Source organism: Rhizobium sp. BK619, from assembly GCF_014195245.1.
Lineage (GTDB): Bacteria > Pseudomonadota > Alphaproteobacteria > Rhizobiales > Rhizobiaceae > Rhizobium > Rhizobium acidisoli.
The window spans coordinates 153,061-172,960 of the sequence record NZ_JACIBH010000004.1; the positions used below are offsets into that span (position 1 = coordinate 153,061).

Consider the following 19,900-nt stretch of genomic DNA (forward strand, 5'->3'; position numbering starts at 1 on the left):
TCGGGCGTGCCTGCTGTCGATTTGGCCTGTCGCAGGTTGTTCCCTATCAGGCTGGTTCGTGAGCCCGCGCGCAAAGCCATGCGCAGAGCTGCCTGGGAGCGGGACGGGAGTCGTCGGCGCGCATCAATGCGAAATGCCAGGCCGGCCCGGTCAGCACATATGGGAAGGGTGCGATCAGCAGGCCCTTCTCCAAAAGCGGTCGAAACAAGGACGGCGACAACAGCGCGACGCCGACACCTGCCACCGCCGCACTGGCGTCCAATTCGTGCGTGGGATAATCGACCATCGCAAACCGCAGAGCGGGCGGCGTCTCGCATTGAGCGCCCCTGAACCAGGCATCCCAATCCGGATGCGGCAAAAGCTCGAAATCGGCCAGTCCATCCGGCCCGTTCAGGGTTCTCTCTCCAAGCAGTGAGAGCGCCAGCATCGGTGTTGCCTCAACCGGAGCGAGTCGATATTCGTCAAGCCCTTCCCATCCGCCACGCCCCGTCCGTATGGCAACGTCAAATGCGCTGGGATCGCGAATATCGGCGGAGACGTCGACTTCGATCGGGGATGTTCCTACTGAGGGATAGCGGGACAGCCGCGGTGCGAGCCAGCGCGAGGCGAATGTCGGAGGCGCCGTCAGCCGAAGCGATGGCATGGCCGCCTGGAACTCATCAAGCGCGCCGGCAATGCCATCCAATGCCGCCCGAATTCGGCTCGCCAGAACAGCGGCAGCAGCCGTCGGGACAACGCGGCGCCCGGCGCGCTGGAACAGCGGCTGACCAAGTTCGGTCTCCAACGTACGGATACGCAGGCTGACTGCCGCAGGAGTGAGGCATAAACGCTCGGCCGCGCGGGCAAAGCTGCCGGCAGAAACGCACGCTTCCAGAATTCGCAGGGACTCCAACGGCGGCCGCATGATCTCTTCGCTTTTGATGAGTTTTTCTTGTGATGCTCACAAGCAAAGCGCGTTTTGGGGACAGAGCGCTTGCAGCTAGGGTTGAAGTCAACAATAGGCGATCTGATATGCCCCTGCAATCTCGGCCCTTATTCAAACTTTTCATGACACTTCATCCGGCCCTGGAGCTCGGCCAGACGCCGGCCGGAGGCCGCCGCATATTTTCCGTTTCCGGAGGATATTTTGAGGGCGAGCGCCTGAAAGGCGACGTGTCGCCGCTGATTGGCTCCGATCTGCTGCTTGCTCGCGCAGACGGCACGTTTCAGCAGGATGTCAGGCTCCTGCTCGTCGCCGATGACGGCGATCTGATCTTGATGACCTATCGCGGCATCAGGCGCTCCACCCCGGCAGTTGACGAGCGTCTGGCGCGCGGCGAAGCGGTCGACACCTCCGAATATTATCTGCGGACAACTCCCTATTTCGAGACGGCCGCGCCGCAGCACGCGTGGCTCAACCAAATCGTCGCGGTTGCAAAGGGCGGACGGTGTCCGGGCGGCGTTGAGTATGACGTATATGAAATTCTCTAGATGCGCTCCCAAGGCCATCGGCGATGGGTAGATATAATGCCGCAACGGCTTCTCTCAGCAGAGGCTGATTTCGTGTCGCAGGTTGTTCTCCCTATAAGTAGGATCCCTAATGGTTGGAGCGACTTGCGACAGGAGTTTCTGCCTTGCCTTCCAAAGCCGGGTTGCTTGCCGCTTGCTGTTTTCTTGTCGTGGAACCCGGCCGTTCCAACACGACCTGACTGGGTAGGACGCCGATGTGGCAAGTGCTTCCCGAGTCACCCTTTGTTCTCGAAGGGCGATCAATCAAATAGTTGGAGTGATGCGCCTCACTGCGGAGCCGTGGCTTTTTGCGGAATCGTCTCAGCCGCTGGTCGCTCAGACGGATCGGCGGGATGGCCATAAATTGTGTAGGCGGCGCCGACCAGAATGCCCAGGACGAGAAGAGCGGTCACGTATAGCATCATTCCGCGAATTGCTGTTTTTGGGGTCTTGTCCATTGCGATCTCCAGGACTGCTCAGCGGTCGTTCACGGAACGAACAGGTCCCGATCTCCCTGTTACTAGCGGAGGCCACCATGTGGGCAATCCTGATCGGGGCCGCTCTCATAATCGGCGGACTTCTTCTTCTGTTTTCGTCGGCGCTTGGTCGAAGACCGAGCGATCCGCATCAAAAGCCGCAAGGCGGCAGCACGTTGGAACCACGGCGCCAAGGCCTCAGGTTCCTCGGGATATCAAAGAACTGGCCAGCCCTTGCCGTTATCGCCGTCGGCGCCCTTCTCTTGGTTGTTGGTGGATATTCATGAACATCCGCCCGACCTTGATCGCTCCAAAGCCTGACGGGGCTGGCTGCGCCTCAGCACCTTCAATAGCAAAAAACCCGGCTTTCACCGGGCTTTTGTTCAGGTAATTACCAAGTCTGGCGGCCATACCAGTCGTCGACATCGCTTCTAATACGGTCCTTTTCGATGCCATACCGCTCCTGGATCTTGCCTTCCAGCTGATCCCGCTTGCCCGCGATCTGGTCGAGATCGTCGTCAGTGAGTTTGCCCCACTGCTCCTTGATCTTGCCCTTCGCCTGCTTCCAATTTCCTTCGACACGATTCCAATCCATGAGCGATTTCTCCTGCTTGTTGATGAGAAGAAAACGGACCGCAGTGGAAGTTGGTTCCTGAGACAAAGCTGATTTTTAAGCCGTCTGGTGATTCTGCGCTTGGGTATGATGGGAACCGAGCTGATGCATATCGTTCCCCTTTTCTCCGGCCGCGCACCCACGATATCCGCCGTACCATCGCCACCGACACGCCTGGAATCGCCATCATGCCGCACATCATTTGGGCGACCTTGAACAACGTCAGCGGCTTCAAGGCTAGCGCAACTGGCTCTACAACCAGGCGACATCCGAGCCTGAAAAGCGTGATGGCTTCGATCGGTAGACGAAGAAGATTTTTCTAATAATGAAAGCGAACATTTCAAAAACTCCCGCGGACGAAAGCGCAACAAACGTCGCGCCAAGCGCGTGAAAACTGTGAAATTACTATTGTTATCTTTGAACGCAAATAAGCCATGTGGTACAATCAGCGCATCACAAAACATACAGAAACGGATTTGGCAGAATGAAGTCATCCACATCTGTTAAGCGTCTCATCAGTACCAGCGAAGTTTACTCTCTCACCTCCCTTTCCCGCGCAACCCTGTGGCACGATATCAAGTCCGACGAATTCCCCAAACCAGTGAAACTCAGTGATGACGGTATCCGCAAGGCCTTCGTCTTAAGTGAGATTTGGGCTTCGACCGACCAGCACATCTCGCAACACGATCAACAGGTGAGCGCATGATCGAAGCGCGCGCCTCTGTCATCGTCTCTGCAGCGCAATTGCTCTCAGAACGCGAGCCGACGCATGACGTTATTCTACAGCCCAAAGAGCCGTTCGGATTGATTGCTTTGGAGGTCACCAAAGCGTGTGCTCTGGCATCTCGCTATCGCAGCTATCGGAGAGCACATAGCTAATGGCCGCATTCGCAGAATGGCAACCACGATATGCAGCCCATGGGATTGCCACTTTTCCCGTGGTGATTGACGGCAAAGACAAGCGGCCAGCCGTCAAAGGCTACCTCAAGTTAGGTTCTAAGGTCAGCGATCAGCTAGCCCTCAGGTTTCCTGCTCATGATGCCATCGGACTTGCATGTCGCCGAAACAACATCACTGTCCTCGACGTCGACACGACTGACGAGCGGGTTTTAGCCGATGGCTTAAGCCGTCATGGGCAAACGCCCTTCATAGTCCGCAGTGGTTCCGGTCATTATCAAGCGTGGTATCGCCACAACGGCGAACGGCGGCGCGTGCGACCGGATCTTCGACTGCCGATTGATATTCTCGGAGATGGCTATGTCGTTGCTCCGCCATCCTTGGGCAGCAAAGGGCGCTATCAGGTCATTCAGGGAAAGATGGATGATCTCGATAGCCTCCCGGTGATGATTCATCCTGAAATTGCGAGCGAGCCCGAAACCTCCCGACTCCAGGAGGATAGCCGAAGAACTTCCGAACGTCGCGAAAGCGCGGCCCCAACGTTTGGGAAGCAGGGTGAAGGAAATCGTAACCAGACGCTGTGGCTCTTCTGCATGAAGGCGGTACGCGGTTGTCACAAGATCGAAGAATTGCTGGAGAAGGCGATGCGTCATAATGGCGAGGCCTATTGCCAGCCGCTACCCACAGAAGAGGTCCTGAAGGTGGTGGCATCTGCTTGGGGATACGAGGTCGAGGGGAAGAACTGGTTCGGGCATGGGGCACGCGTCGTCATGCACCACTCCATCGTTGACAACTTGGCGGCACCTGAGCCCCGAGCTTTTGCGCTTCTTTCTTTGCTGATGCGAAACCATTGGGGACGGACGTTCTATCTGACCAAGGCATACGCCAGCAGCATCGGGTGGGCAGTGAATACATTGAAGGATGCTCGCGACGTTTTGATCCGGCTGGAATTGATAGAATGCATCCACGAAGGCGGTAAGGGACCGAATGATCCACCTGAATTTCAGTTTGGCAAAGGGGTTAAAAATTGACCCCAATAAGAAACAGAACACCCTCTCCTCTGTCTCTCTCCTCCTCCTTCATGCATAGGGGTGAACCAGTGGGTTTGGTGTTTCAGGAAGAGTTTTCACCCTTTCAGAATGAAAAAGGGTGCTTGGGAAAAAAAATCGCGCGCGCGAGAGGTTGAAGATATGACCGAAGACATCAGCGACGAAGACCGCGAGCTTGAGCAGCGCCTCCGTGACAAATGGAGGAATGAAGAAAAGCAGCCTCGCAGCGACGGCCAGCTTGGCGTTCCGATCGAGTATCACTTTTATAGCCGGGAATTGCCGAACGGCCGCGGTGGCGCTGATACCTATTGGCGGTTCGATCGCATCGAAGGGGCGGACGGCTTTATTCACCGTGAGTTCAATTCGAAGAGGCTGGCAACAATGGAGCTTGATAAGCTGCGGAAGGCTGGATTCACGGTACATGTGAGGCAGACACCGGAGGCGCTCACCCTTGAAGCTCAGGCTGAGCAACGACGAAAAATAGACGACATCTTTGAGTCGAGCAAAAACACCAGTGAGATTACTGAGGCATTGATCGCGGCCGGTAGAAAATCTCAGGGATGACCCGGCCGGCAGCATGATGCGCTTGAGACGTTGCTCTGACCGATATCGACAATGTCGAGGTAGATTTGGCAAAGGTCGCCAAGTGCCTGGGGCCGGTAGACGCCCTTAGTGTGCCGCATTGCGGGAGGCTTTTTCCTGACTTTTCATGAAGCGGTCCATCTCCGCTTCGGCCTCTTCCGCCGCCAAGCTCGGGCGAGTGTCGTCCAGAGAACGCCGGATGCGGGTACGCATCGTGTTTAGGCGTTCGGCGTTCTCAAACCGACGGCGCTGCCACACCCGTACCGCATCACACATCGCTTCGCTCATGGTCGCAAACTCCCGCCTCGACGGTATCTCGGACACTCCGCAACATATCAGCTGTGAGCGCAATCGTTACCTTTTCTGCATTTTGCATCGTCACCCAACTCCTGGCATCTGCATAAGTCCTCCTTTTCAGGTGACCGCAGCGGCTTTCCCGTTCAGCTCGAAATCCTTAGCGTGTTAGAGATTGTCGGTTCATCGTAGGCAGCGCACTGCGATATGAAGCGATTAGATCGCCGATAGCGGATTCTGTCACCAGACACTTCAGGAATGTCAGCGAAACCCGCAAAATGGTGCGAGAAATGTGTGAGGTTGTTCTGCTCGTTTTCAACCAACATCAAGGCCGCAAGCCGTTGAAATCATGGTGAGAGCGTCGGGGTTCGAACCCGAGACCTACTGATTAAAAGTCAGTTGCTCTACCGGCTGAGCTACGCTCTCCCTCTCCGCGGGTGAAGCACCCCGGCTGGAAGTGGGCGGAACATAGGCAGGCGACCCATTGCGGTCAACCGAAAAATTCAGCTTTTTCCGGCAGTCGGCACATTTCTTGCGGACGCAAAGGCATATGCTTTGCGCGCGCAGGGCACATAGCTTGCGAGCGCAAGGCACATGACGAGAAAATCGGCGGTGAGCTTGTCATCGAATCCTTGGCGATGTTCTGCGACCCGTGAGAAGACCGCAAGATCGGTCGAGCGCGTCAGGCCGGCCTGCGCTTAGTTGATGCTGCCACGGAGGACAGACGGATGAAGGCGGCGCTGCAAAACTACCATGCCCGGATGCAGCGGGTGCTTGACTACATAGACCGGCACCTAGGCGACGATCTGGATCTGGAAACGGTGAGCGGCGTTGCCGCCTTCTCAAAGTTCCATTTCCACCGGCAGTTCACGGCGACCTTCGGTCTGTCCGTGCATCGCTATATCCAGCTTGCCCGGATGAAGCGCGCTTCGCACCGGCTGGCCTACAGGGATGCGCAAAGCGTTACCGAGATAGCGATGGATGCCGGTTACGACGCACCGGATGCCTTCGCCCGCGCCTTTCGGCAACGGTTCGGGCAATCGCCTTCATCGTTCCGGAAGTCTCCCGACTGGGAGCCGTGGCTTGCGGCCTTCGGGCCTCTCGACAAAGCTAGGAGCAAGTTCATGCAGAAGAGTTTTACCACTGACGACGTGACGATTCGATATGTGCCGCCGACGCCGGTGGCGATCATCGAGCATCGGGGCGACCCGGCGACGCTCGGCGCCACCATCCAGCGGTTCATCGCCTGGCGCACGGCCGCAGGCCTGCACCCCAGGACAAATCCGACCTTCAACGTCTGGCGTTCCGAGCGGCGTCCCGCCTCGCCTGCAGATTACAGCGTGGACCTTTGTGTCGGGACCGATCAGCCGATTGCGGTGAACGGCGACGAGATCAAGGCCGGCGAGATCCCCGGCGGACGCTGCGCCGTGCTGCGCGTCGTCGGCAACACCGATAATCTGGAGCCCGCTGCGCTCTATCTCTATCGCGACTGGCTTCCGCTAAGCGGCGAAGAAACACGCGATTTCCCGATCTATTGCCAGCGGCTGAGCTTCTTTCCGGAGGTGCCGGAGCATGAGGCGGTTGCGGAATTGTTTCTGCCGCTGAAATGCGCTCTCTGGCGGCGGTCCGTCGCCTCTGATCGGAAGATCCCGACAGGCCGCCATTCTCCCATTCATGGTTCAGGGCTCGCCAAACGCAAAAAGGTGATTGGCAATCCACGGCCTGCAAAGCTAGGAACATCATGCAGATTGCAGCCGGAGAGAATGCGTGTCGATTGCCGATATTTCCCTGTGGAGCGCGTTGATTGCCGGGGCGCTTTCCTTTCTGTCGCCCTGCGTGCTTCCCCTCGTCCCACCCTATCTCTGCTATATGGCCGGTATTTCAGTCGAGCAGTTCCGCGGCGGCGGCGCGGTTGCCATCGCCCCCGACGTCCGCCGCGGCGTATTGTTCTCCGCTTTGCTCTTCACACTCGGCTTTGCCACTGTCTTCGTGGCGCTCGGCGCCGGCGCCTCCAGCATCGGCATGGCGCTTCGCCAGCATCTCGACCTGTTGTCGAAGCTCGGCGGGCTGATCATCATCGTCATGGGGCTGAATTTCCTCGGCCTCTTCCGGTTAGGGATCCTTGCCCGCGAGGCGCGCTTCCAAGGCGGCGGCAAGCCGGCGACGCTGACGGGGGCCTATGTCATGGGCCTTGCCTTCGCCTTCGGCTGGACGCCCTGCATCGGGCCGGTGCTCGGCGCGATCCTTGGCGTTGCCGCCTCGCGCGAGACGGTCGGCTCCGGCGCCGGGCTGCTCGCCGTCTATTCGCTCGGCCTTGCCATCCCCTTCTGGATCGCCGCCGGCTTTTCTGGCGCCTTCATGCGCTTCCTGTCGCGTTTCCGCCGCCATCTCGGCACTGTGGAAAAGGTGATGGGTGTCTTCCTCGTGCTGACCGGCCTCGCCTTCCTGTTCGGATGGGTCAGCAATGTGGCGATCTGGTTTCAGCAGACCTTCCCGATCCTGATGCAGATCGGCTAGATCAAGCACGGCCGGTCGATCGATCCGGTTGTTCGACGCCCCGGCAACCTGCATGGCAAGACCTATGCGGTGGTATAGCTCGCCCTGTCCTTGGCCCCACTCGCCCTTATCCCTCGACCCAATCGATCGCAAACACGCCTCCGTGTAGCGTCGTCGGTGCCGTGTTTAAGGCGGCGGTCAGAAGGAGACGAACATGAACCTTGAGACAAAGATGAGCCCTCGGCTCGACGAGTTGGTTCCGTCGCGCTACGCGCTTAATATCGGCGAGATTGAGGTGCTGGTGGTCAGTGATGGAGTGCTACCGCTCCCAACCGCGATGCTGGGCCACAACGCCGATCCGGCCGCCCGGGCGGCCTGGCTGAAAGACATGTACCTGCCGCTGGACGCATTGGATTGGGCGCTCAACGTCGTCGTGGTGCGCAGCGGCGGCCAGACCATACTCCTCGACGCCGGGCTGGGGGTCGATCCGGACTTGCACCTGCCGCGAGCCGGGCAGTTGATCAAGCGACTGGAGGCCGCCGGCATCGATCTAGCGGCCGTGACCGACGTGGTGCTGACCCACATGCACATGGACCATATTGGCGGGCTGCTCATCGACGGGGTTAAGGAGCAGCTGCGTCCGGACCTGCGGATCCATGTGGCCGCCGCCGAAGTCAAGTTCTGGGAGGCGCCCGATTTCTCCCACGTTTCCATGCCGCCGGGCTTCCCGGACGCGCTTCGGGCGGCTGCCAAGCGGTTCGCGAAAGAATACAGCGGCCATCTGTGGCTGTTCGACGAGGAGTACGAGGTGGCGCCGGGCGTGGTCGTCCATCGCACCGGCGGCCACACCCCCGGGCACAGCGTCATCCGCATCGCGTCCGGTGGGGACCGGCTGATGTTTGCCGGCGACGCCGTGTTTGCGGTCGGGTTTGAACACCCCGACTGGTATAACGGCTTCGAACACTACCCGGAGGAGGCGGCTCGCGTTCGGGTCCGTCTTTTACGGGAACTGGCGGAGACCGGCGAGCAACTGGTGGCCACTCACCTGCCGTTCCCGTCCGTCGGCCGGGTGGCGGTCGACGGCGACGCCTTTCGATGGGTACCGGCCTTCTGGGACTACTGACCGCTGGTTGGGTTAGGCCTCGATAGAATTAGAGCGTTTCCGTCTTTCTTCGAACGACGAAAACGCTCTATCTCTTTGTTTTCACCCAACTCCAGCAAATCCGCTGTGCACTTTGGCTGGAATTGCTTTAAATCGGATTCTTACCCGCCTGTAATCCCCGTGCACTGGAAGACCTCTTGGCCGATATCGTCAGCCTGCTATTGCCGTTCTTCGGCCTGATCCTGATCGGTTACGCCGCCGCCAGGGCGACGAAGCAGCCGGCCGAGGCGCTGGGATGGCTGAACACCTTCATCATCTATGCCGCCCTGCCCGCTCTGTTCTTCAAGCTCGTCTCGCGCACGCCGATCGAAGAACTGACGCGCGTCGATTTCATCGTCACCGATATCGCCGCGACCTATGCGGTCTTCATCCTGCTTTTCGTCATCGGCCGCCTCGTGCGCGGCAATTCGCTCGCCGATTGCACGATCCAGTCCTTTGCCGGCGCCTATGGCAATATCGGCTATATGGGGCCGGGCCTGGCGCTTCTCGCGCTCGGCGACGGTGCGGCCGTGCCGGTGGCGCTGATCATCTGCTTCGAGAACGCGCTGCATTTCATCGTCGCGCCGGCGCTGATGGCGGCGGCCGGCGACGACAAACGTTCGGCCGGCCGGCTTGCCGCCGACATCGCCCGGAAGGTGGCGCTGCATCCCTTCATCCTGTCGACGGCATCAGGCTTTGCCGTCGCCGCCCTGCACATTGATCAGCCGCTGGCGTTCCAGCGCCTCGTCGACTACCTCGCCCAGGCGGCTGCTCCCTGCGCCCTCTTTGCCATGGGCGTGACGCTGGCGCTCCGGCCGCTGAAGCGGATTCCGGCAGAGATCGGCTATATCGTGCCGGCGAAGTTGATCCTGCATCCGATCGCGGTTTTCCTGGCGCTGACTGCCGTCGGCGGTTTCGAGCCGGTGTGGATCCAGGCCGCCGTGCTGCTTGCCTCGCTGCCGACGGCGACCAACGTCTTCGTCATCGGCCAGCAATATGGCGTGTGGCAGGAGCGCGCCTCGGCGACGATCCTGATCACCACGGTGCTTTCGGTGGTCAGCGTTTCGCTCTGGCTGATCGCGATCCGCTCAGGCTTTCTTCCGCTTCAGCTTTTCCCTTAAGGAATCCGGAATATCGCGGAAGCCGCGGCCGGGCTCGATGCCCTCGCGCATGACGATGTTGCGCAGCGGCGGAATGGCCGACAGGATATGCAGGCCGGCAGCCCGCAGCATCTGCACCGGCAGGAAATCCGAAAGCAGCGAGCGGTTGAGAAGATCGACGCTTGCCGTGCGCGTCATGATATCGGCGCGGCGCTTGCGGTCGAAGCTTTCGCCGGCATCGGCCGGCACCGGCAATTCGGCCCGGTCGCAGAGGATCTCGGTCAGCGCCATGATATCGCGCAGGCTGAGGTTCAGCCCCTGCGCCCCGATCGGCGGGAAGACATGGGCAGCCTCGCCGATCAGCGCGATGCGCCCCTTGCCGAAACGATGCGCCATCATGCCGGACAGCGGCCAGACCTGGACGCCCTCCTCCACATCGACCTTGCCGAGCATGGACTGCATGCGTGCCTCGACGAGAAGCCCGAGTTCGGCCAGAGGCAATTCCATACGGCTTGCGGCCTCAGTGGGCTCCTGCACCCAGACGAGGCTGGAGCGGCCTTGCGGCAGCGGCACCTGGGTGAAAGGTCCGTGTTTGGTGTGGAATTCCGTCGATATATTCTGGTGCGGCAGCGAATGAGCGAAATTCAGCACCATGGCCGATTGCGGATAGGACCAGTTGCGGACGCCGATACCAGCCGTCTCGCGCAGCTTCGAGCCACGGCCATCGGCGCCGACAGCAAAATCGGCTGTCAGCGTCTCGCCGCCGGTAAGGGTGATCGACACGGATTCGGCTGATATCGCGATCGATTCGGCCATATCGGTGAAGCGGGTGATATTGCCCTCACCGGCGACCGCTGTTTCGAGGACCTCAATCAGCGCCTTGTTGGGGAAATTATAGCCGAAGGCGTCAAGGCCCACTTCGGCCGCGCGAAAGGTGGTCGTCGGCGCGCGCAACAGCCGGTCGGTGCCGTCGACGATGCGCATGCTGGAGAGAGGTGTGGCTGCCGGGCGCAGTTTTTCCCAGAGCGCCAGCCGGTCGAGGAAGCGGATCGACTGATCCATCAGCGCCGTGGTGCGCCGGTCTTCCCTTGCGGCAACGGGCGCAACCAGCGCCACGCTGCGGCCGCCGCGGGCAAGCGCGATTGCGGCGATCATGCCTGCGAGACCGCCACCGATCACCGCCACTTCGAATGTCTTCATGCTACCGTTCCGTCATCCTGAAAAGACGGAGCGGTCCGCTTATGCGGCCGGCTTCGCCTGACGGCGCCAACTATAGCCCTTGCCGGCTTCGGCGTCACGCACCGCCGGCTGATAATGATGGGGAATGGCGGGAAGACGATTTTCGGCAAGCCGCTTCAGCGCCGTGGCATTGCTGACGGCAAAACTGTCGATGCCGACGCGCTGCATCAGCGGCACCTGATCGATCAGCACGTCGCCGACGGCGCGCAGTTCGTTGGTGTAACCCAAGCGCTGGCGCAGCAGCGAGGCATGGCTGAAAGCCCGCCCGTCATTGAAGGCCGGAAAGGCGACGGCAACGATTTCGAGGCGATAGAGATAAGGCTCCAGCCGGCGCACGTCGTCGGCCGGCTTGATCAGCACGCCGAGACCGACATCATTGCTTTCGTCGGCCTTGGCGATCAGCTCGTCGAGGCTGAGCAGCGGCTTCTGCTCGCCTGAAGCCTTCACCTCGTCGGTCTCGATCACCCAGGGATCGTTGTCGACAAAACCGGTTTCTCTCCAAATCTTCGTCATCATCGCTCCTTATGCCGCTTCCGCGGCAGCGCCATAGAGCGCAGTCTTGAAAGGCTGCGGCCCGACGCGGCGATAGGCAGCAAGGAAGATCTCCGACGGATCGAGGCGGAGGCCGAGATAGGTGTCGACGATCGTCTCGATCGCGTCCGTCACCCGGTCCGGCTCGAAGCCGCGGCCGATGATTTCGCCGATCGAGGTATGTTCGTCGCCGGAGCCGCCGAGCGTGATCTGATAGAGTTCGGCGCCCTTCTTCTCCACACCGAGCAGGCCGATATGGCCGACATGGTGGTGGCCGCAGGCATTGATGCAGCCGGAGATCTTGATCTTCAGCTCGCCGATCTCGGCCTGGCGTTCGGCGCTGCCGAAGCGACGGGAGATTTCCTGCGCCAGCGGGATGGAGCGCGCATTGGCGAGCGCGCAATAGTCGAGCCCGGGACAGGCAATAATATCGGTGATCAGGCCGGCATTGGCTTCCGCCAGATCGATAGCGACGAGACCGCGATAGACGGCTTCGAGATCGGCCAGCGCCACATGTGGCAGGATCAGGTTCTGCTCATGGCTGACGCGGATTTCGTCGAAGGCATATTCTTCGGCGAGATCGGCGATCGCATCCATCTGCGCGTCGGTGGCGTCACCCGGAATACCGCCGATCGGCTTCAGCGAGATCGTCACCATGCCGTAATCGGGGTTCTTGTGCGGCTGCACATTCTGCTGGACCCAGCGGGCGAAAGCCGGATCGGCCTTCTTCCAGCGGGCGAGGTTTTCCCATCCTTCTGCGCGCTGCGGCAGAGCCGGCGGCGCGAAATAGGCGGCGATCGCCTCGACGTCCTGTTCCGGCAGCTTGAGTTCACTATCCCTGAGCGAGGCGAATTCGGCCTCCACCTGGCGCGCCAGTTCCTCGGTGCCGGTTTCATGCACGAGGATCTTGATGCGGGCCTTGTACTTGTTGTCGCGGCGGCCGTGCAGATTGTACACGCGCACGATGGCCGTGGTGTAGGAGAGCAGATCCTCCTCGGGCAGGAAGTCGCGGATCAGCTTGGCGATCATCGGCGTACGGCCCTGGCCACCGCCGACATAGACGGCAAAACCGATCTCGCCCTTGTCGTTCTTCTTCAGGTGCAGGCCGATATCATGGACCTGGATCGCAGCGCGGTCGCGCTCGGCGCCGGTGACGGCGATCTTGAACTTGCGCGGCAGGAAGGAGAATTCCGGATGGACCGACGACCACTGACGGAGGATTTCGGCATAGGGACGCGGATCGGCGATCTCGTCCGCGGCGGCACCGGCAAAGTGATCGGCGGTGACGTTTCTGATGCAGTTGCCCGAGGTCTGCAGGGCATGCATCTCGACGCTTGCGAGATCGGCGAGCGCATCGGGGATTTCCGAGAGCTTCGGCCAGTTGAACTGCAGGTTCTGGCGCGTGGTGAAATGACCATAACCGCGGTCATAGGTGCGGGCGATATGGGCGAGCATGCGCATCTGGCGCGCGCTCAGCGTGCCGTAGGGAATGGCGATGCGCAGCATATAGGCATGAAGCTGCAGGTAGACGCCGTTCATCAGGCGCAGCGGCTTGAACGCATCCTCGGCAAGCTCGCCGGCAAGGCGGCGCTGGACCTGGTCGCGGAACTGCTCGACGCGCTCGCTGACAAAGGCATGGTCAAATTCGTCGTAACGGTACATCGTCTTCCTCAGACTGCAATGAATTCGGGATCGGCCGGAGCGTAGCCCGGTGCATATTCCATGGTCGGCCCTTGCGCGCGGATGCGCTCGCGCAGGCGAAGCGGCCAGAGAATGCCGTTGGTGTCCTGGACTTCGACGACGGCAACGTCAACCACCTCGTTGTCGGCATAGGATTTCTTGCCGATCGCCTCCAGCGCTTCGACGGCTTCGTTATGGCGGGCGACAAGCGCTTCCTGCAGCGAAGTGGACCACTTCCCGTTCGCATCCAGCCAGACAGCAATGCCGTCCGTCAGCCGGTTGGCCGTCAGAACCTTGTCTACCATATTCAGCTCCTTGCAAGTTCCTCGAGCCGGGCGTTCGCACGCACCAGCGGCTCGGACAGTTCGAAATTGGCGCCGGCGACCGCATCGCCGATAATGACCATGACCGGCCCGGTCAACTCGTCGCGATGCTGCAGATCGGGCAGATCGGCAAGCGTGCCGTGCAGCAGGCGGCGCTCCGCGCGGCTGGCATTTTCGATGACGGCGACTGTGGTCTCGGCGGGAATGCCGGCCTGCATCAGCCGCTCGGCGACCGAGGCGGCAACCGTGCGCCCCATATAGACGGCGATTGTCGCGCCGGAGACGGCAAGGCTTGCCCAATCGGGCAGTACGTCGCCGGTGAGATCATGGCCGGTGGTGAAAACCAGTGAGGAGGCAACGCCGCGCAGCGTCAGCGGCAGCTCGAAATCGGCAGCGGCGGCGAAGGCCGAGGTGATGCCGGGCACGACCTCATAGGTGATGCCGGCGGCGCGCAATGCCGCCATCTCTTCCCCCGCCCGGCCATAGACCAGCGGATCGCCTGATTTCAGGCGGACGACACGTTTGCCCTGGCGGCCAAGATCGACCAGGAGGTCGTTGATCTCTTCCTGCGATTTCGAATGGCAGCCCTTGCGCTTGCCGACGGAAAGACGCTCGGCATCGCGGCGGCCCATATCGACAATCGCCTGCGGCACGAGCGCGTCATAGACGATGACATCGGCTTCCATCATCACGCGCTGGGCGCGCAGCGTCAGCAGATCCTCGGCGCCTGGGCCGGCGCCAACCAGCCAGATATGGCCGGCGACCTTGTCCATCGAGCCCAGCAGCCGGTCGGCGGCATGGCGGGCCTGCGGCAGGTTGCCGTTGGCGACCGCATCGGCAACGGCGCCGGAGAAGAAGCGGCGCCAGAAGACGCGGCGGGAAACGCCACGGGGCACCAGCTGCTCGACTGATTTGCGGTAGCTGGTCGCCAGGCCGGCAAGCCGCCCGAGCGAGGGGGAAAGAAGCTGATCGATCTGCGCCCGGATCATCTGCGCCAGAACCGGTCCTGCCCCTTCGGTGCCGATCGCCACGGCGACGGGGGCGCGATTGACCAGCGCCGGGGTGAAGAAATCGCAGTAGTCGGGCTGATCGACGGCATTGGCCGGAATTCTAGCGGCACGGGCGGCATCGACGATCTCGCGATCATCGGTTTCATCGCCGGTGGCGGCAAAGACGAGGGCGGCCCCCTCAACCTGTTCGGCGGAAAAGCCGGCGCGCACAGTCTCGATCCGGTTGGCGATGAGGAAGGCGTGATAATCGGCTTCCGGCCTGTGGGCATAAGCGACGATCCGCGCCCGCGTGTTGAGCAGCAGCCGCACCTTGGCGAAAGCCTCGTCGCCATTGCCGAAGACAGCCGTCTTCTGGCCTTCCACGCGAAAGAAGGCTGGAAATACCGAAAGCTGCTCAGTCTTGGGAGACATCATCAATCCACTTCGAAGTTGCCAGAATATGCCCGTGATCGACAAGGGATTGAAGGAACAGAAATTCGAAAGCCCCAGCAAGCGCGTATTCTTTTGCTCGCGTCGTCGGCGATTTGAGAAAAGTCAACCGTGCTGACGAAAACCACCTGATCCCACTCTCTTTGTTGCAGCGCAGTATAAAGCCTGTGACAAACGGCGTCCACCGGCGTTTGGCGCATTTCGCTCGCGCCGCCAAGACGATAGACTGAGGGAAAACCGGAGACGCCAATGCCTGACAAGACCATCGCCGCCCGCCTGCTTTCGGTCATCGAGGACGATATCCTGCCGCTGACCGAGCGCGGCGTTTCCTTGGGTAATAAGGTGTTCGGCGCAGCGATCCTGCGCAAATCCGATCTGTCGCTCGTCGTCGCCGAGACCAATAACGAGCTCGACAATCCGCTCTGGCACGGCGAGGTGCATACGCTGAAGCGCTTCTACGAACTTGGCGAGAAGCCGGCGACCAAGGATCTGATCTTCCTTTCGACGCACGAACCCTGCACCATGTGCATGTCGGCGATCACCTGGGCGGGCTTCGACAATTTCTACTATTTCTTCAGCCATGAGGATTCCCGCGACGCCTTCGCCATTCCGCACGACCTGAAGATCCTCAAGGAGGTCTTCGGGCTTGAACCCGGCGGCTATCGCAGGCAAAACGCCTTCTGGAGCAGTTTTGCCGTCGCCGATCTCGTCGAGACCGAAGAGGCTCAGCTGAAGACCGCGCTGACGGCGCAGACCGCCCGCATCAAGGCCCGCTACGACGCGCTGTCTTCCACCTACCAGTCGTCGAAGAGCGCCAACGATATTCCCCTTAACTGAAGCCCGCTCAACTGAGGCACAATGGAACCTTCCAAAGACATTTCCCGGCTGATCGAGATCATGGCGGCGCTGCGCCATCCAGAGACCGGCTGCCCCTGGGACATCGAGCAGAGCTTCGAGACGATCAAGCCCTATACGATCGAGGAAGCCTATGAGGTCTCCGACGCGATCGAACGCGGCGATATGGATGATCTCTGCGACGAGCTCGGCGACCTGCTGCTGCAGGTGGTCTTCCACGCCCGCATGGCCGAGGAGGCCGGCGAATTCTCCTTCGGCGACGTGGTCAACGCCATCACCACCAAGATGATCCGCCGCCACCCGCACGTCTTTGCCCGCTCGGAGGCCGACACGCCCGACGCGGTGAAGATCCAATGGGACGAGATCAAGCAAGCGGAAAAACGCGAGCGCGCCGAGCGCCGGGCAAGGCGCGGCATTACCGAAGATTTCAAGGGCGGGTTCCTCGGCTCCGTGCAGCGCAGCTTCCCGGCCCTGACGGAAGCGCTCAAGCTGCAGGAACGCGCCGCCAAGGTCGGCTTCGACTGGTCGGCTCCCGAGCCGATCCTCGACAAGATCGAGGAGGAGATCGACGAATTGCGGGTGGCATTACGCGAAGGCGACCGGGGGAAGGTGAGCGACGAGTTGGGAGATCTGATCTTTGCGGTCGTCAATATCGGCCGGCATGTGAAGACCGATCCGGAACAGGCGCTGCGCGGAACGAATACGAAGTTTCGGCGTCGTTTCAGTCACATCGAGCATGTTCTTGATAAAGAAGGCGAGACGCTGGAGGCGGCCAGTCTGGAGCGGATGGAGGAAATCTGGCAGGCGGCAAAGGCGATTGAGCGGGCTGTGACGGCTGGAGCTGAGTGATTTGTGCCTGTCGGTTCGGGCGGATGGCTGCCCCTCACCCTAACCCTCTCCCCGTAAACGGGAAGAGAGGACGTGCCCTACGAGAGGTCTGCGGAGAATGATGAGGTTGCGGCTATTCCCCTTCGCCCCGTTTACGGGGAGAAGGTGGCGGCAGCCGGATGAGGGGCTGGCCTCGCCAACCTTACCGCTCCCAATCCTCTTTCGCTGCCTTCGGCCCGTTGCCGATGCGGCGTTCGAGTTCGGTGGCTTCGGTTTCGGAGAGGCGCAGCTCCAGCGTGATCGAGCCGTCTTCATTGTCCTCGCGGCCGTCGACGATTGCGTGGTCGTAGAGCCAGGGCAGCAGCGCCAGCTTGTCGACGGGAAGGCGGACGGTCGTTTCGGTCATGACGCCGGAAAGCCTGCGGCTGATCTCGTCCATCAGCGTGTCGACCCCCTCGCCGCTGACGGCAGAGACGGCAACGACATTGCTGGCGCCGGCCGCTTTCTGCACCATGGTGTCGTGCACCTCGGGCTCCAGCCGGTCGATCTTGTTCCAGACCTCGATCAGCCGCTTCGCCGCTTCGGCCTCGTCAATGCCGAGATCGCCGAGGATGCGCATGACGTCGGAGCTTTGGGCCTGGTTGTCGGGATCGGACATATCACGTACATGCAGGATGAGATCGGCTTCCAGCACCTCTTCCAGCGTCGCGCGGAAGGCGGCGACCAGATGGGTCGGCAGGTCGGAGATGAAGCCCACGGTGTCGGACAGGATGACGGTGCGGCCGTGCGGCAGCTTCATGCGACGCAGCGTCGGGTCGAGCGTGGCAAAGAGCATGTCTTCGGCCAGCACACCGGCGCCGGTGATGCGGTTGAACAGAGTCGATTTGCCGGCATTGGTATAGCCGACGAGCGCCACGATCGGGTGCGGCACCTTGCGGCGCTTGGCGCGGTGGAGCTGGCGGGTGCGCACGACCTGCTCCAGCTCGCGTTCGAGCTTGATGATGCGATCCTGCAGCATCCGCCGGTCGGCTTCGATCTGGGTTTCGCCGGGGCCGCCCATGAAGCCGCCGCCGCCGCGCTGGCGTTCAAGGTGGGTCCAGCTTCGAACCAGCCTACCCTTCTGGTAATTCAGGTGGGCGAGATCGACCTGCAGCGTGCCTTCCTTGGTGGAGGCACGGCGTCCGAAGATTTCGAGGATGAGGCCCGTCCGGTCGATGACCTTGGCGTTCCATTCCTTTTCGAGATTGCGCTGCTGCACCGGCGTCAGCGGATGATCGACGATGACGAGACCGGAATCGCGCTCGTTGAGCAGCGCCTTGATCTCCTCGATCTTGCCGGTGCCGAGCAATGTCGCCGGTCGCGGATCATTGACCGGCACGATCGAGCCAGTGACGACATCGAGGTCGATCGCCTGGGCAAGCCCTGTCGCTTCTTCGAGCCGGCTTTCCGGTGTGCGGGTCGAGGCCGATTCGCTCTGGCCGCCGCGGCTGCGCGATTTCAGGACCGGCACGACGACGGTCGCGCGCATGTCGTCCCTATGCTTGGCGGCCTCAGGGATGATCGAATCGTTCTTGGTATCGCGTGTCGAAATGACGGCTGATCCTGTTAGGACGCTGCTTCTTCGCTCTCGAACATCTGCATCGGCTGGCCCGGCATGATCGTCGAGATCGCATGCTTATACACGAGCTGTGAATGGCCGTCACGGCGAAGAAGAACACAGAAATTGTCGAAAGACGTAACAACGCCCGTGAGCTTCACGCCGTTGATCAAAAAGATTGTCAGGGAAATCTTTTGTTTGCGAACAGTATTGAGAAATAAATCCTGGAGATTCTGAGAACGTTCCGCCATCGCGCCGCTTCTTTCTTTATTGCCGACCTGATCCGGCCGGTAGAATATCAATCAACCTCACCCGCAAGACCGGTGCCTCATTTCACCCGTCCAGCAAATCTTGGTATCAAATCGCAATCTTTTCCGCAACGTCGAAAAAGGCCTCGCGGACTTTCTGCGAAACGCTGCCCGGATGACCGTTGGCGATCGTCTGGCCATCGACGGAAACGACCGGAAAACAAATACTTGTGGCTGCGGTGATAAAGACCTCGCGGGCCGCGAGCATCTCCGAAACCGAGAAATTCCGCTCGGTGATCTGCAGTCCGAGCTTGGCTGCGACATCCATCAAGGTGGTGCGGGTAATGCCGCGCAGGATGCCGTGTTCGGCCGGCCGCGTCACCAGCATTCCCTCGCGATCGACGATCCAGACATTGGTCGCCGCCCCTTCCTTCACCATGCCGTCGCCGTCGACATAGATCGCCTCCTGGGCGCCGGCCTCCTTGGCCTGCTGGCGGGCCATGGCATTCGGCAGCAGGCCGACGGATTTGATGTCGACGCGGTCCCAGCGATTGTCGGCAACGGTGATCGCCTTGATGCCGTTGGCGTTCTTGGCGGCAATGATTTTGGGATCGGTGCTCTTGGCGGTGATGACAAGCGACGGCGGCGTGCCCTCGGCCGGGAAGACATGATCGCGCCGGGCGACGCCGCGTGTCACCTGCATATAGAAAAGCCCGTTGCGGACATGGTTGCGGCGCAGTGTCTCGCGAATGACCTGCGTCAGTGCGGCCCGGCCCATCGGCCAGGCGATGCGCAGCTCACCGAGCGACCGGTCCAGACGGTTCAGATGGCGGGTGAGATCGACGATATAGCCGTGACGCACCTCGCAGACCTCATAAACGCCGTCGGCGAACTGGTAACCGCGATCCTCGATATGCACGCTGGCGTCGGAATGCTTGACGTAGCGGCCATTCACATAGGCAATTCTCGGCATAGGAAACCTGGTCTTGCGGAAAGCGATAACGGAATGCGGCACTGCAATGGC

22 protein-coding genes, 1 tRNA gene and 1 pseudogene are annotated in these 19,900 nt (G+C 60.9%); 11 read left to right on the forward strand and 13 right to left on the reverse strand.

The genetic code is table 11. The features are described 5' to 3' along the window. Positions 1–46 precede the first annotated feature (46 nt). Positions 47–904 carry a LysR family transcriptional regulator gene (locus FHX14_RS08800; protein ID WP_184376887.1) on the reverse strand — a complete coding sequence of 286 codons (858 nt, stop codon included), beginning with the start codon at positions 902–904 and terminating at the stop codon, positions 47–49. A 107-nt stretch (positions 905–1,011) separates the two neighbouring features. Here FHX14_RS08800 and FHX14_RS08805 point away from each other — a divergent pair, with 107 nt between their 5' ends. Then, positions 1,012–1,470 carry a DUF3237 domain-containing protein gene (locus FHX14_RS08805; protein ID WP_184377023.1) on the forward strand — a complete coding sequence of 153 codons (459 nt, stop codon included), beginning with the start codon at positions 1,012–1,014 and terminating at the stop codon, positions 1,468–1,470. 305 nt (positions 1,471–1,775) lie between these two features. Here the strand turns inward: FHX14_RS08805 and FHX14_RS08810 are convergent, their stop codons facing one another. Next, entirely contained in the window at positions 1,776–1,946 is a 171-nt protein-coding gene (locus tag FHX14_RS08810; protein WP_184376888.1) for a hypothetical protein, read from the reverse strand. 77 nt (positions 1,947–2,023) lie between these two features. On the opposite strand from FHX14_RS08810, the gene FHX14_RS33010 reads away from it, so the two are divergent. Continuing rightward, complete coding sequence (locus FHX14_RS33010; protein ID WP_246713367.1) at positions 2,024–2,251, forward strand: hypothetical protein; 228 nt, start codon at positions 2,024–2,026, stop codon at positions 2,249–2,251. A gap of 104 nt (positions 2,252–2,355) precedes the next feature. Here FHX14_RS33010 and FHX14_RS08815 read toward each other — a convergent pair whose 3' ends face one another. Continuing rightward, entirely contained in the window at positions 2,356–2,559 is a 204-nt protein-coding gene (locus tag FHX14_RS08815) for a CsbD family protein (protein ID WP_184376889.1), read from the reverse strand. Positions 2,560–3,061: 502 nt separating this feature from the next. Here FHX14_RS08815 and FHX14_RS08820 point away from each other — a divergent pair. The 3 genes from FHX14_RS08820 to FHX14_RS08830 all read left to right on the forward strand — a co-directional run bounded on the left by FHX14_RS08820 (position 3,062) and on the right by FHX14_RS08830 (position 5,087). Beyond that, complete coding sequence (locus tag FHX14_RS08820) at positions 3,062–3,283, forward strand: AlpA family phage regulatory protein (protein WP_184376890.1); 222 nt, start codon at positions 3,062–3,064, stop codon at positions 3,281–3,283. 172 nt (positions 3,284–3,455) lie between these two features. Then, positions 3,456–4,505, forward strand: a complete 1,050-nt coding sequence (locus FHX14_RS08825; protein ID WP_184376891.1) for a bifunctional DNA primase/polymerase — start codon at positions 3,456–3,458, stop codon at positions 4,503–4,505. A 159-nt stretch (positions 4,506–4,664) separates the two neighbouring features. Further along, positions 4,665–5,087 carry a hypothetical protein gene (locus FHX14_RS08830; RefSeq protein WP_184376892.1) on the forward strand — a complete coding sequence of 141 codons (423 nt, stop codon included), beginning with the start codon at positions 4,665–4,667 and terminating at the stop codon, positions 5,085–5,087. 105 nt (positions 5,088–5,192) lie between these two features. On the opposite strand, the gene FHX14_RS08835 is transcribed toward FHX14_RS08830, so the two are convergent. Continuing rightward, positions 5,193–5,393, reverse strand: a complete 201-nt coding sequence (locus tag FHX14_RS08835; RefSeq protein WP_246713368.1) for a hypothetical protein — start codon at positions 5,391–5,393, stop codon at positions 5,193–5,195. Positions 5,394–5,749: 356 nt separating this feature from the next. Then, positions 5,750–5,825: transfer RNA gene (locus tag FHX14_RS08840), tRNA-Lys, on the reverse strand. Between the two features lie 302 nt (positions 5,826–6,127). On the opposite strand from FHX14_RS08840, the pseudogene FHX14_RS08845 reads away from it, so the two are divergent. The 4 genes and pseudogenes from FHX14_RS08845 to FHX14_RS08860 all read left to right on the forward strand — a co-directional run. Continuing rightward, positions 6,128–7,006 (forward strand): annotated as a pseudogene (locus FHX14_RS08845) (AraC family transcriptional regulator); the annotation flags it as partial. A 160-nt stretch (positions 7,007–7,166) separates the two neighbouring features. After that, a complete protein-coding gene (locus tag FHX14_RS08850) occupies positions 7,167–7,916 on the forward strand; it encodes a cytochrome c biogenesis CcdA family protein (protein ID WP_184376893.1) in 750 nt (249 codons plus the stop codon). 193 nt (positions 7,917–8,109) lie between these two features. Continuing rightward, complete coding sequence (locus tag FHX14_RS08855; RefSeq protein WP_184376894.1) at positions 8,110–9,018, forward strand: MBL fold metallo-hydrolase; 909 nt, start codon at positions 8,110–8,112, stop codon at positions 9,016–9,018. 176 nt (positions 9,019–9,194) lie between these two features. Then, positions 9,195–10,157, forward strand: coding sequence for an AEC family transporter (locus tag FHX14_RS08860; RefSeq protein ID WP_184376895.1), 963 nt, complete (start codon positions 9,195–9,197; stop codon positions 10,155–10,157). Here the strand turns inward: FHX14_RS08860 and FHX14_RS08865 are convergent. From FHX14_RS08865 to cysG, 5 genes are read right to left on the reverse strand one after another with little or no spacing between them, the layout of a single operon-like run. Continuing rightward, positions 10,125–11,336, reverse strand: coding sequence for a UbiH/UbiF family hydroxylase (locus tag FHX14_RS08865; RefSeq protein ID WP_184376896.1), 1,212 nt, complete (start codon positions 11,334–11,336; stop codon positions 10,125–10,127). The genes FHX14_RS08860 and FHX14_RS08865 overlap by 33 nt on opposite strands. A 39-nt stretch (positions 11,337–11,375) precedes the next feature. Further along, complete coding sequence (locus FHX14_RS08870; RefSeq protein ID WP_179610914.1) at positions 11,376–11,888, reverse strand: DUF934 domain-containing protein; 513 nt, start codon at positions 11,886–11,888, stop codon at positions 11,376–11,378. Positions 11,889–11,897: 9 nt separating this feature from the next. Continuing rightward, entirely contained in the window at positions 11,898–13,568 is a 1,671-nt protein-coding gene (locus FHX14_RS08875) for a nitrite/sulfite reductase (protein WP_184376897.1), read from the reverse strand. An 8-nt stretch (positions 13,569–13,576) separates the two neighbouring features. Then, positions 13,577–13,891, reverse strand: coding sequence for a DUF2849 domain-containing protein (locus FHX14_RS08880; protein ID WP_184376898.1), 315 nt, complete (start codon positions 13,889–13,891; stop codon positions 13,577–13,579). A gap of 2 nt (positions 13,892–13,893) precedes the next feature. Beyond that, the gene (gene cysG, locus FHX14_RS08885; protein WP_184376899.1) at positions 13,894–15,330 is read right to left on the reverse strand and encodes a siroheme synthase CysG; all 1,437 of its coding nucleotides are present in this window, start codon (positions 15,328–15,330) and stop codon (positions 13,894–13,896) included. Between the two features lie 267 nt (positions 15,331–15,597). On the opposite strand from cysG, the gene FHX14_RS08890 reads away from it, so the two are divergent. Beyond that, complete coding sequence (locus tag FHX14_RS08890; RefSeq protein WP_184376900.1) at positions 15,598–16,185, forward strand: nucleoside deaminase; 588 nt, start codon at positions 15,598–15,600, stop codon at positions 16,183–16,185. Between the two features lie 21 nt (positions 16,186–16,206). After that, complete coding sequence (gene mazG, locus FHX14_RS08895; protein ID WP_184376901.1) at positions 16,207–17,052, forward strand: nucleoside triphosphate pyrophosphohydrolase; 846 nt, start codon at positions 16,207–16,209, stop codon at positions 17,050–17,052. 181 nt (positions 17,053–17,233) lie between these two features. Here mazG and hflX read toward each other — a convergent pair whose 3' ends face one another. The 3 genes from hflX to FHX14_RS08910 form a co-directional block, all read right to left on the reverse strand. Then, positions 17,234–18,559: a GTPase HflX gene (gene hflX, locus FHX14_RS08900; RefSeq protein WP_184376902.1), complete on the reverse strand. Its 1,326-nt coding sequence runs from the start codon at positions 18,557–18,559 to the stop codon at positions 17,234–17,236. Between the two features lie 77 nt (positions 18,560–18,636). Next, entirely contained in the window at positions 18,637–18,879 is a 243-nt protein-coding gene (hfq, locus tag FHX14_RS08905) for an RNA chaperone Hfq (RefSeq protein WP_003539403.1), read from the reverse strand. A 106-nt stretch (positions 18,880–18,985) separates the two neighbouring features. Then, a complete protein-coding gene (locus FHX14_RS08910) occupies positions 18,986–19,849 on the reverse strand; it encodes a D-amino-acid transaminase (protein WP_012557578.1) in 864 nt (287 codons plus the stop codon). Positions 19,850–19,900 lie beyond the last annotated feature (51 nt).

Excerpts from the sequence above, each read along its gene's own strand:
- hflX (WP_184376902.1), bottom strand. The coding sequence starts at position 18,559 with ATGCGCGCGACCGTCGTCGTGCCGGTCCTGAAATCGCGCAGCCGCGGC.
- mazG (WP_184376901.1), top strand. The coding sequence starts at position 16,207 with ATGGAACCTTCCAAAGACATTTCCCGGCTGATCGAGATCATGGCGGCG.
- FHX14_RS08815 (WP_184376889.1), bottom strand. The coding sequence starts at position 2,559 with ATGGATTGGAATCGTGTCGAAGGAAATTGGAAGCAGGCGAAGGGCAAG.
- FHX14_RS08865 (WP_184376896.1), bottom strand. The coding sequence starts at position 11,336 with ATGAAGACATTCGAAGTGGCGGTGATCGGTGGCGGTCTCGCAGGCATG.
- FHX14_RS08805 (WP_184377023.1), top strand. The coding sequence starts at position 1,012 with ATGCCCCTGCAATCTCGGCCCTTATTCAAACTTTTCATGACACTTCAT.
- FHX14_RS08820 (WP_184376890.1), top strand. The coding sequence starts at position 3,062 with ATGAAGTCATCCACATCTGTTAAGCGTCTCATCAGTACCAGCGAAGTT.
- FHX14_RS08870 (WP_179610914.1), bottom strand. The coding sequence starts at position 11,888 with ATGACGAAGATTTGGAGAGAAACCGGTTTTGTCGACAACGATCCCTGG.
- FHX14_RS08890 (WP_184376900.1), top strand. The coding sequence starts at position 15,598 with ATGCCTGACAAGACCATCGCCGCCCGCCTGCTTTCGGTCATCGAGGAC.
- FHX14_RS08875 (WP_184376897.1), bottom strand. The coding sequence starts at position 13,568 with ATGTACCGTTACGACGAATTTGACCATGCCTTTGTCAGCGAGCGCGTC.
- FHX14_RS08910 (WP_012557578.1), bottom strand. The coding sequence starts at position 19,849 with ATGCCGAGAATTGCCTATGTGAATGGCCGCTACGTCAAGCATTCCGAC.
- FHX14_RS08855 (WP_184376894.1), top strand. The coding sequence starts at position 8,110 with ATGAACCTTGAGACAAAGATGAGCCCTCGGCTCGACGAGTTGGTTCCG.
- cysG (WP_184376899.1), bottom strand. The coding sequence starts at position 15,330 with ATGTCTCCCAAGACTGAGCAGCTTTCGGTATTTCCAGCCTTCTTTCGC.
- FHX14_RS08825 (WP_184376891.1), top strand. The coding sequence starts at position 3,456 with ATGGCCGCATTCGCAGAATGGCAACCACGATATGCAGCCCATGGGATT.
- FHX14_RS33010 (WP_246713367.1), top strand. The coding sequence starts at position 2,024 with ATGTGGGCAATCCTGATCGGGGCCGCTCTCATAATCGGCGGACTTCTT.
- FHX14_RS08830 (WP_184376892.1), top strand. The coding sequence starts at position 4,665 with ATGACCGAAGACATCAGCGACGAAGACCGCGAGCTTGAGCAGCGCCTC.
- hfq (WP_003539403.1), bottom strand. The coding sequence starts at position 18,879 with ATGGCGGAACGTTCTCAGAATCTCCAGGATTTATTTCTCAATACTGTT.
- FHX14_RS08880 (WP_184376898.1), bottom strand. The coding sequence starts at position 13,891 with ATGGTAGACAAGGTTCTGACGGCCAACCGGCTGACGGACGGCATTGCT.
- FHX14_RS08835 (WP_246713368.1), bottom strand. The coding sequence starts at position 5,393 with ATGAGCGAAGCGATGTGTGATGCGGTACGGGTGTGGCAGCGCCGTCGG.
- FHX14_RS08810 (WP_184376888.1), bottom strand. The coding sequence starts at position 1,946 with ATGGACAAGACCCCAAAAACAGCAATTCGCGGAATGATGCTATACGTG.
- FHX14_RS08800 (WP_184376887.1), bottom strand. The coding sequence starts at position 904 with ATGCGGCCGCCGTTGGAGTCCCTGCGAATTCTGGAAGCGTGCGTTTCT.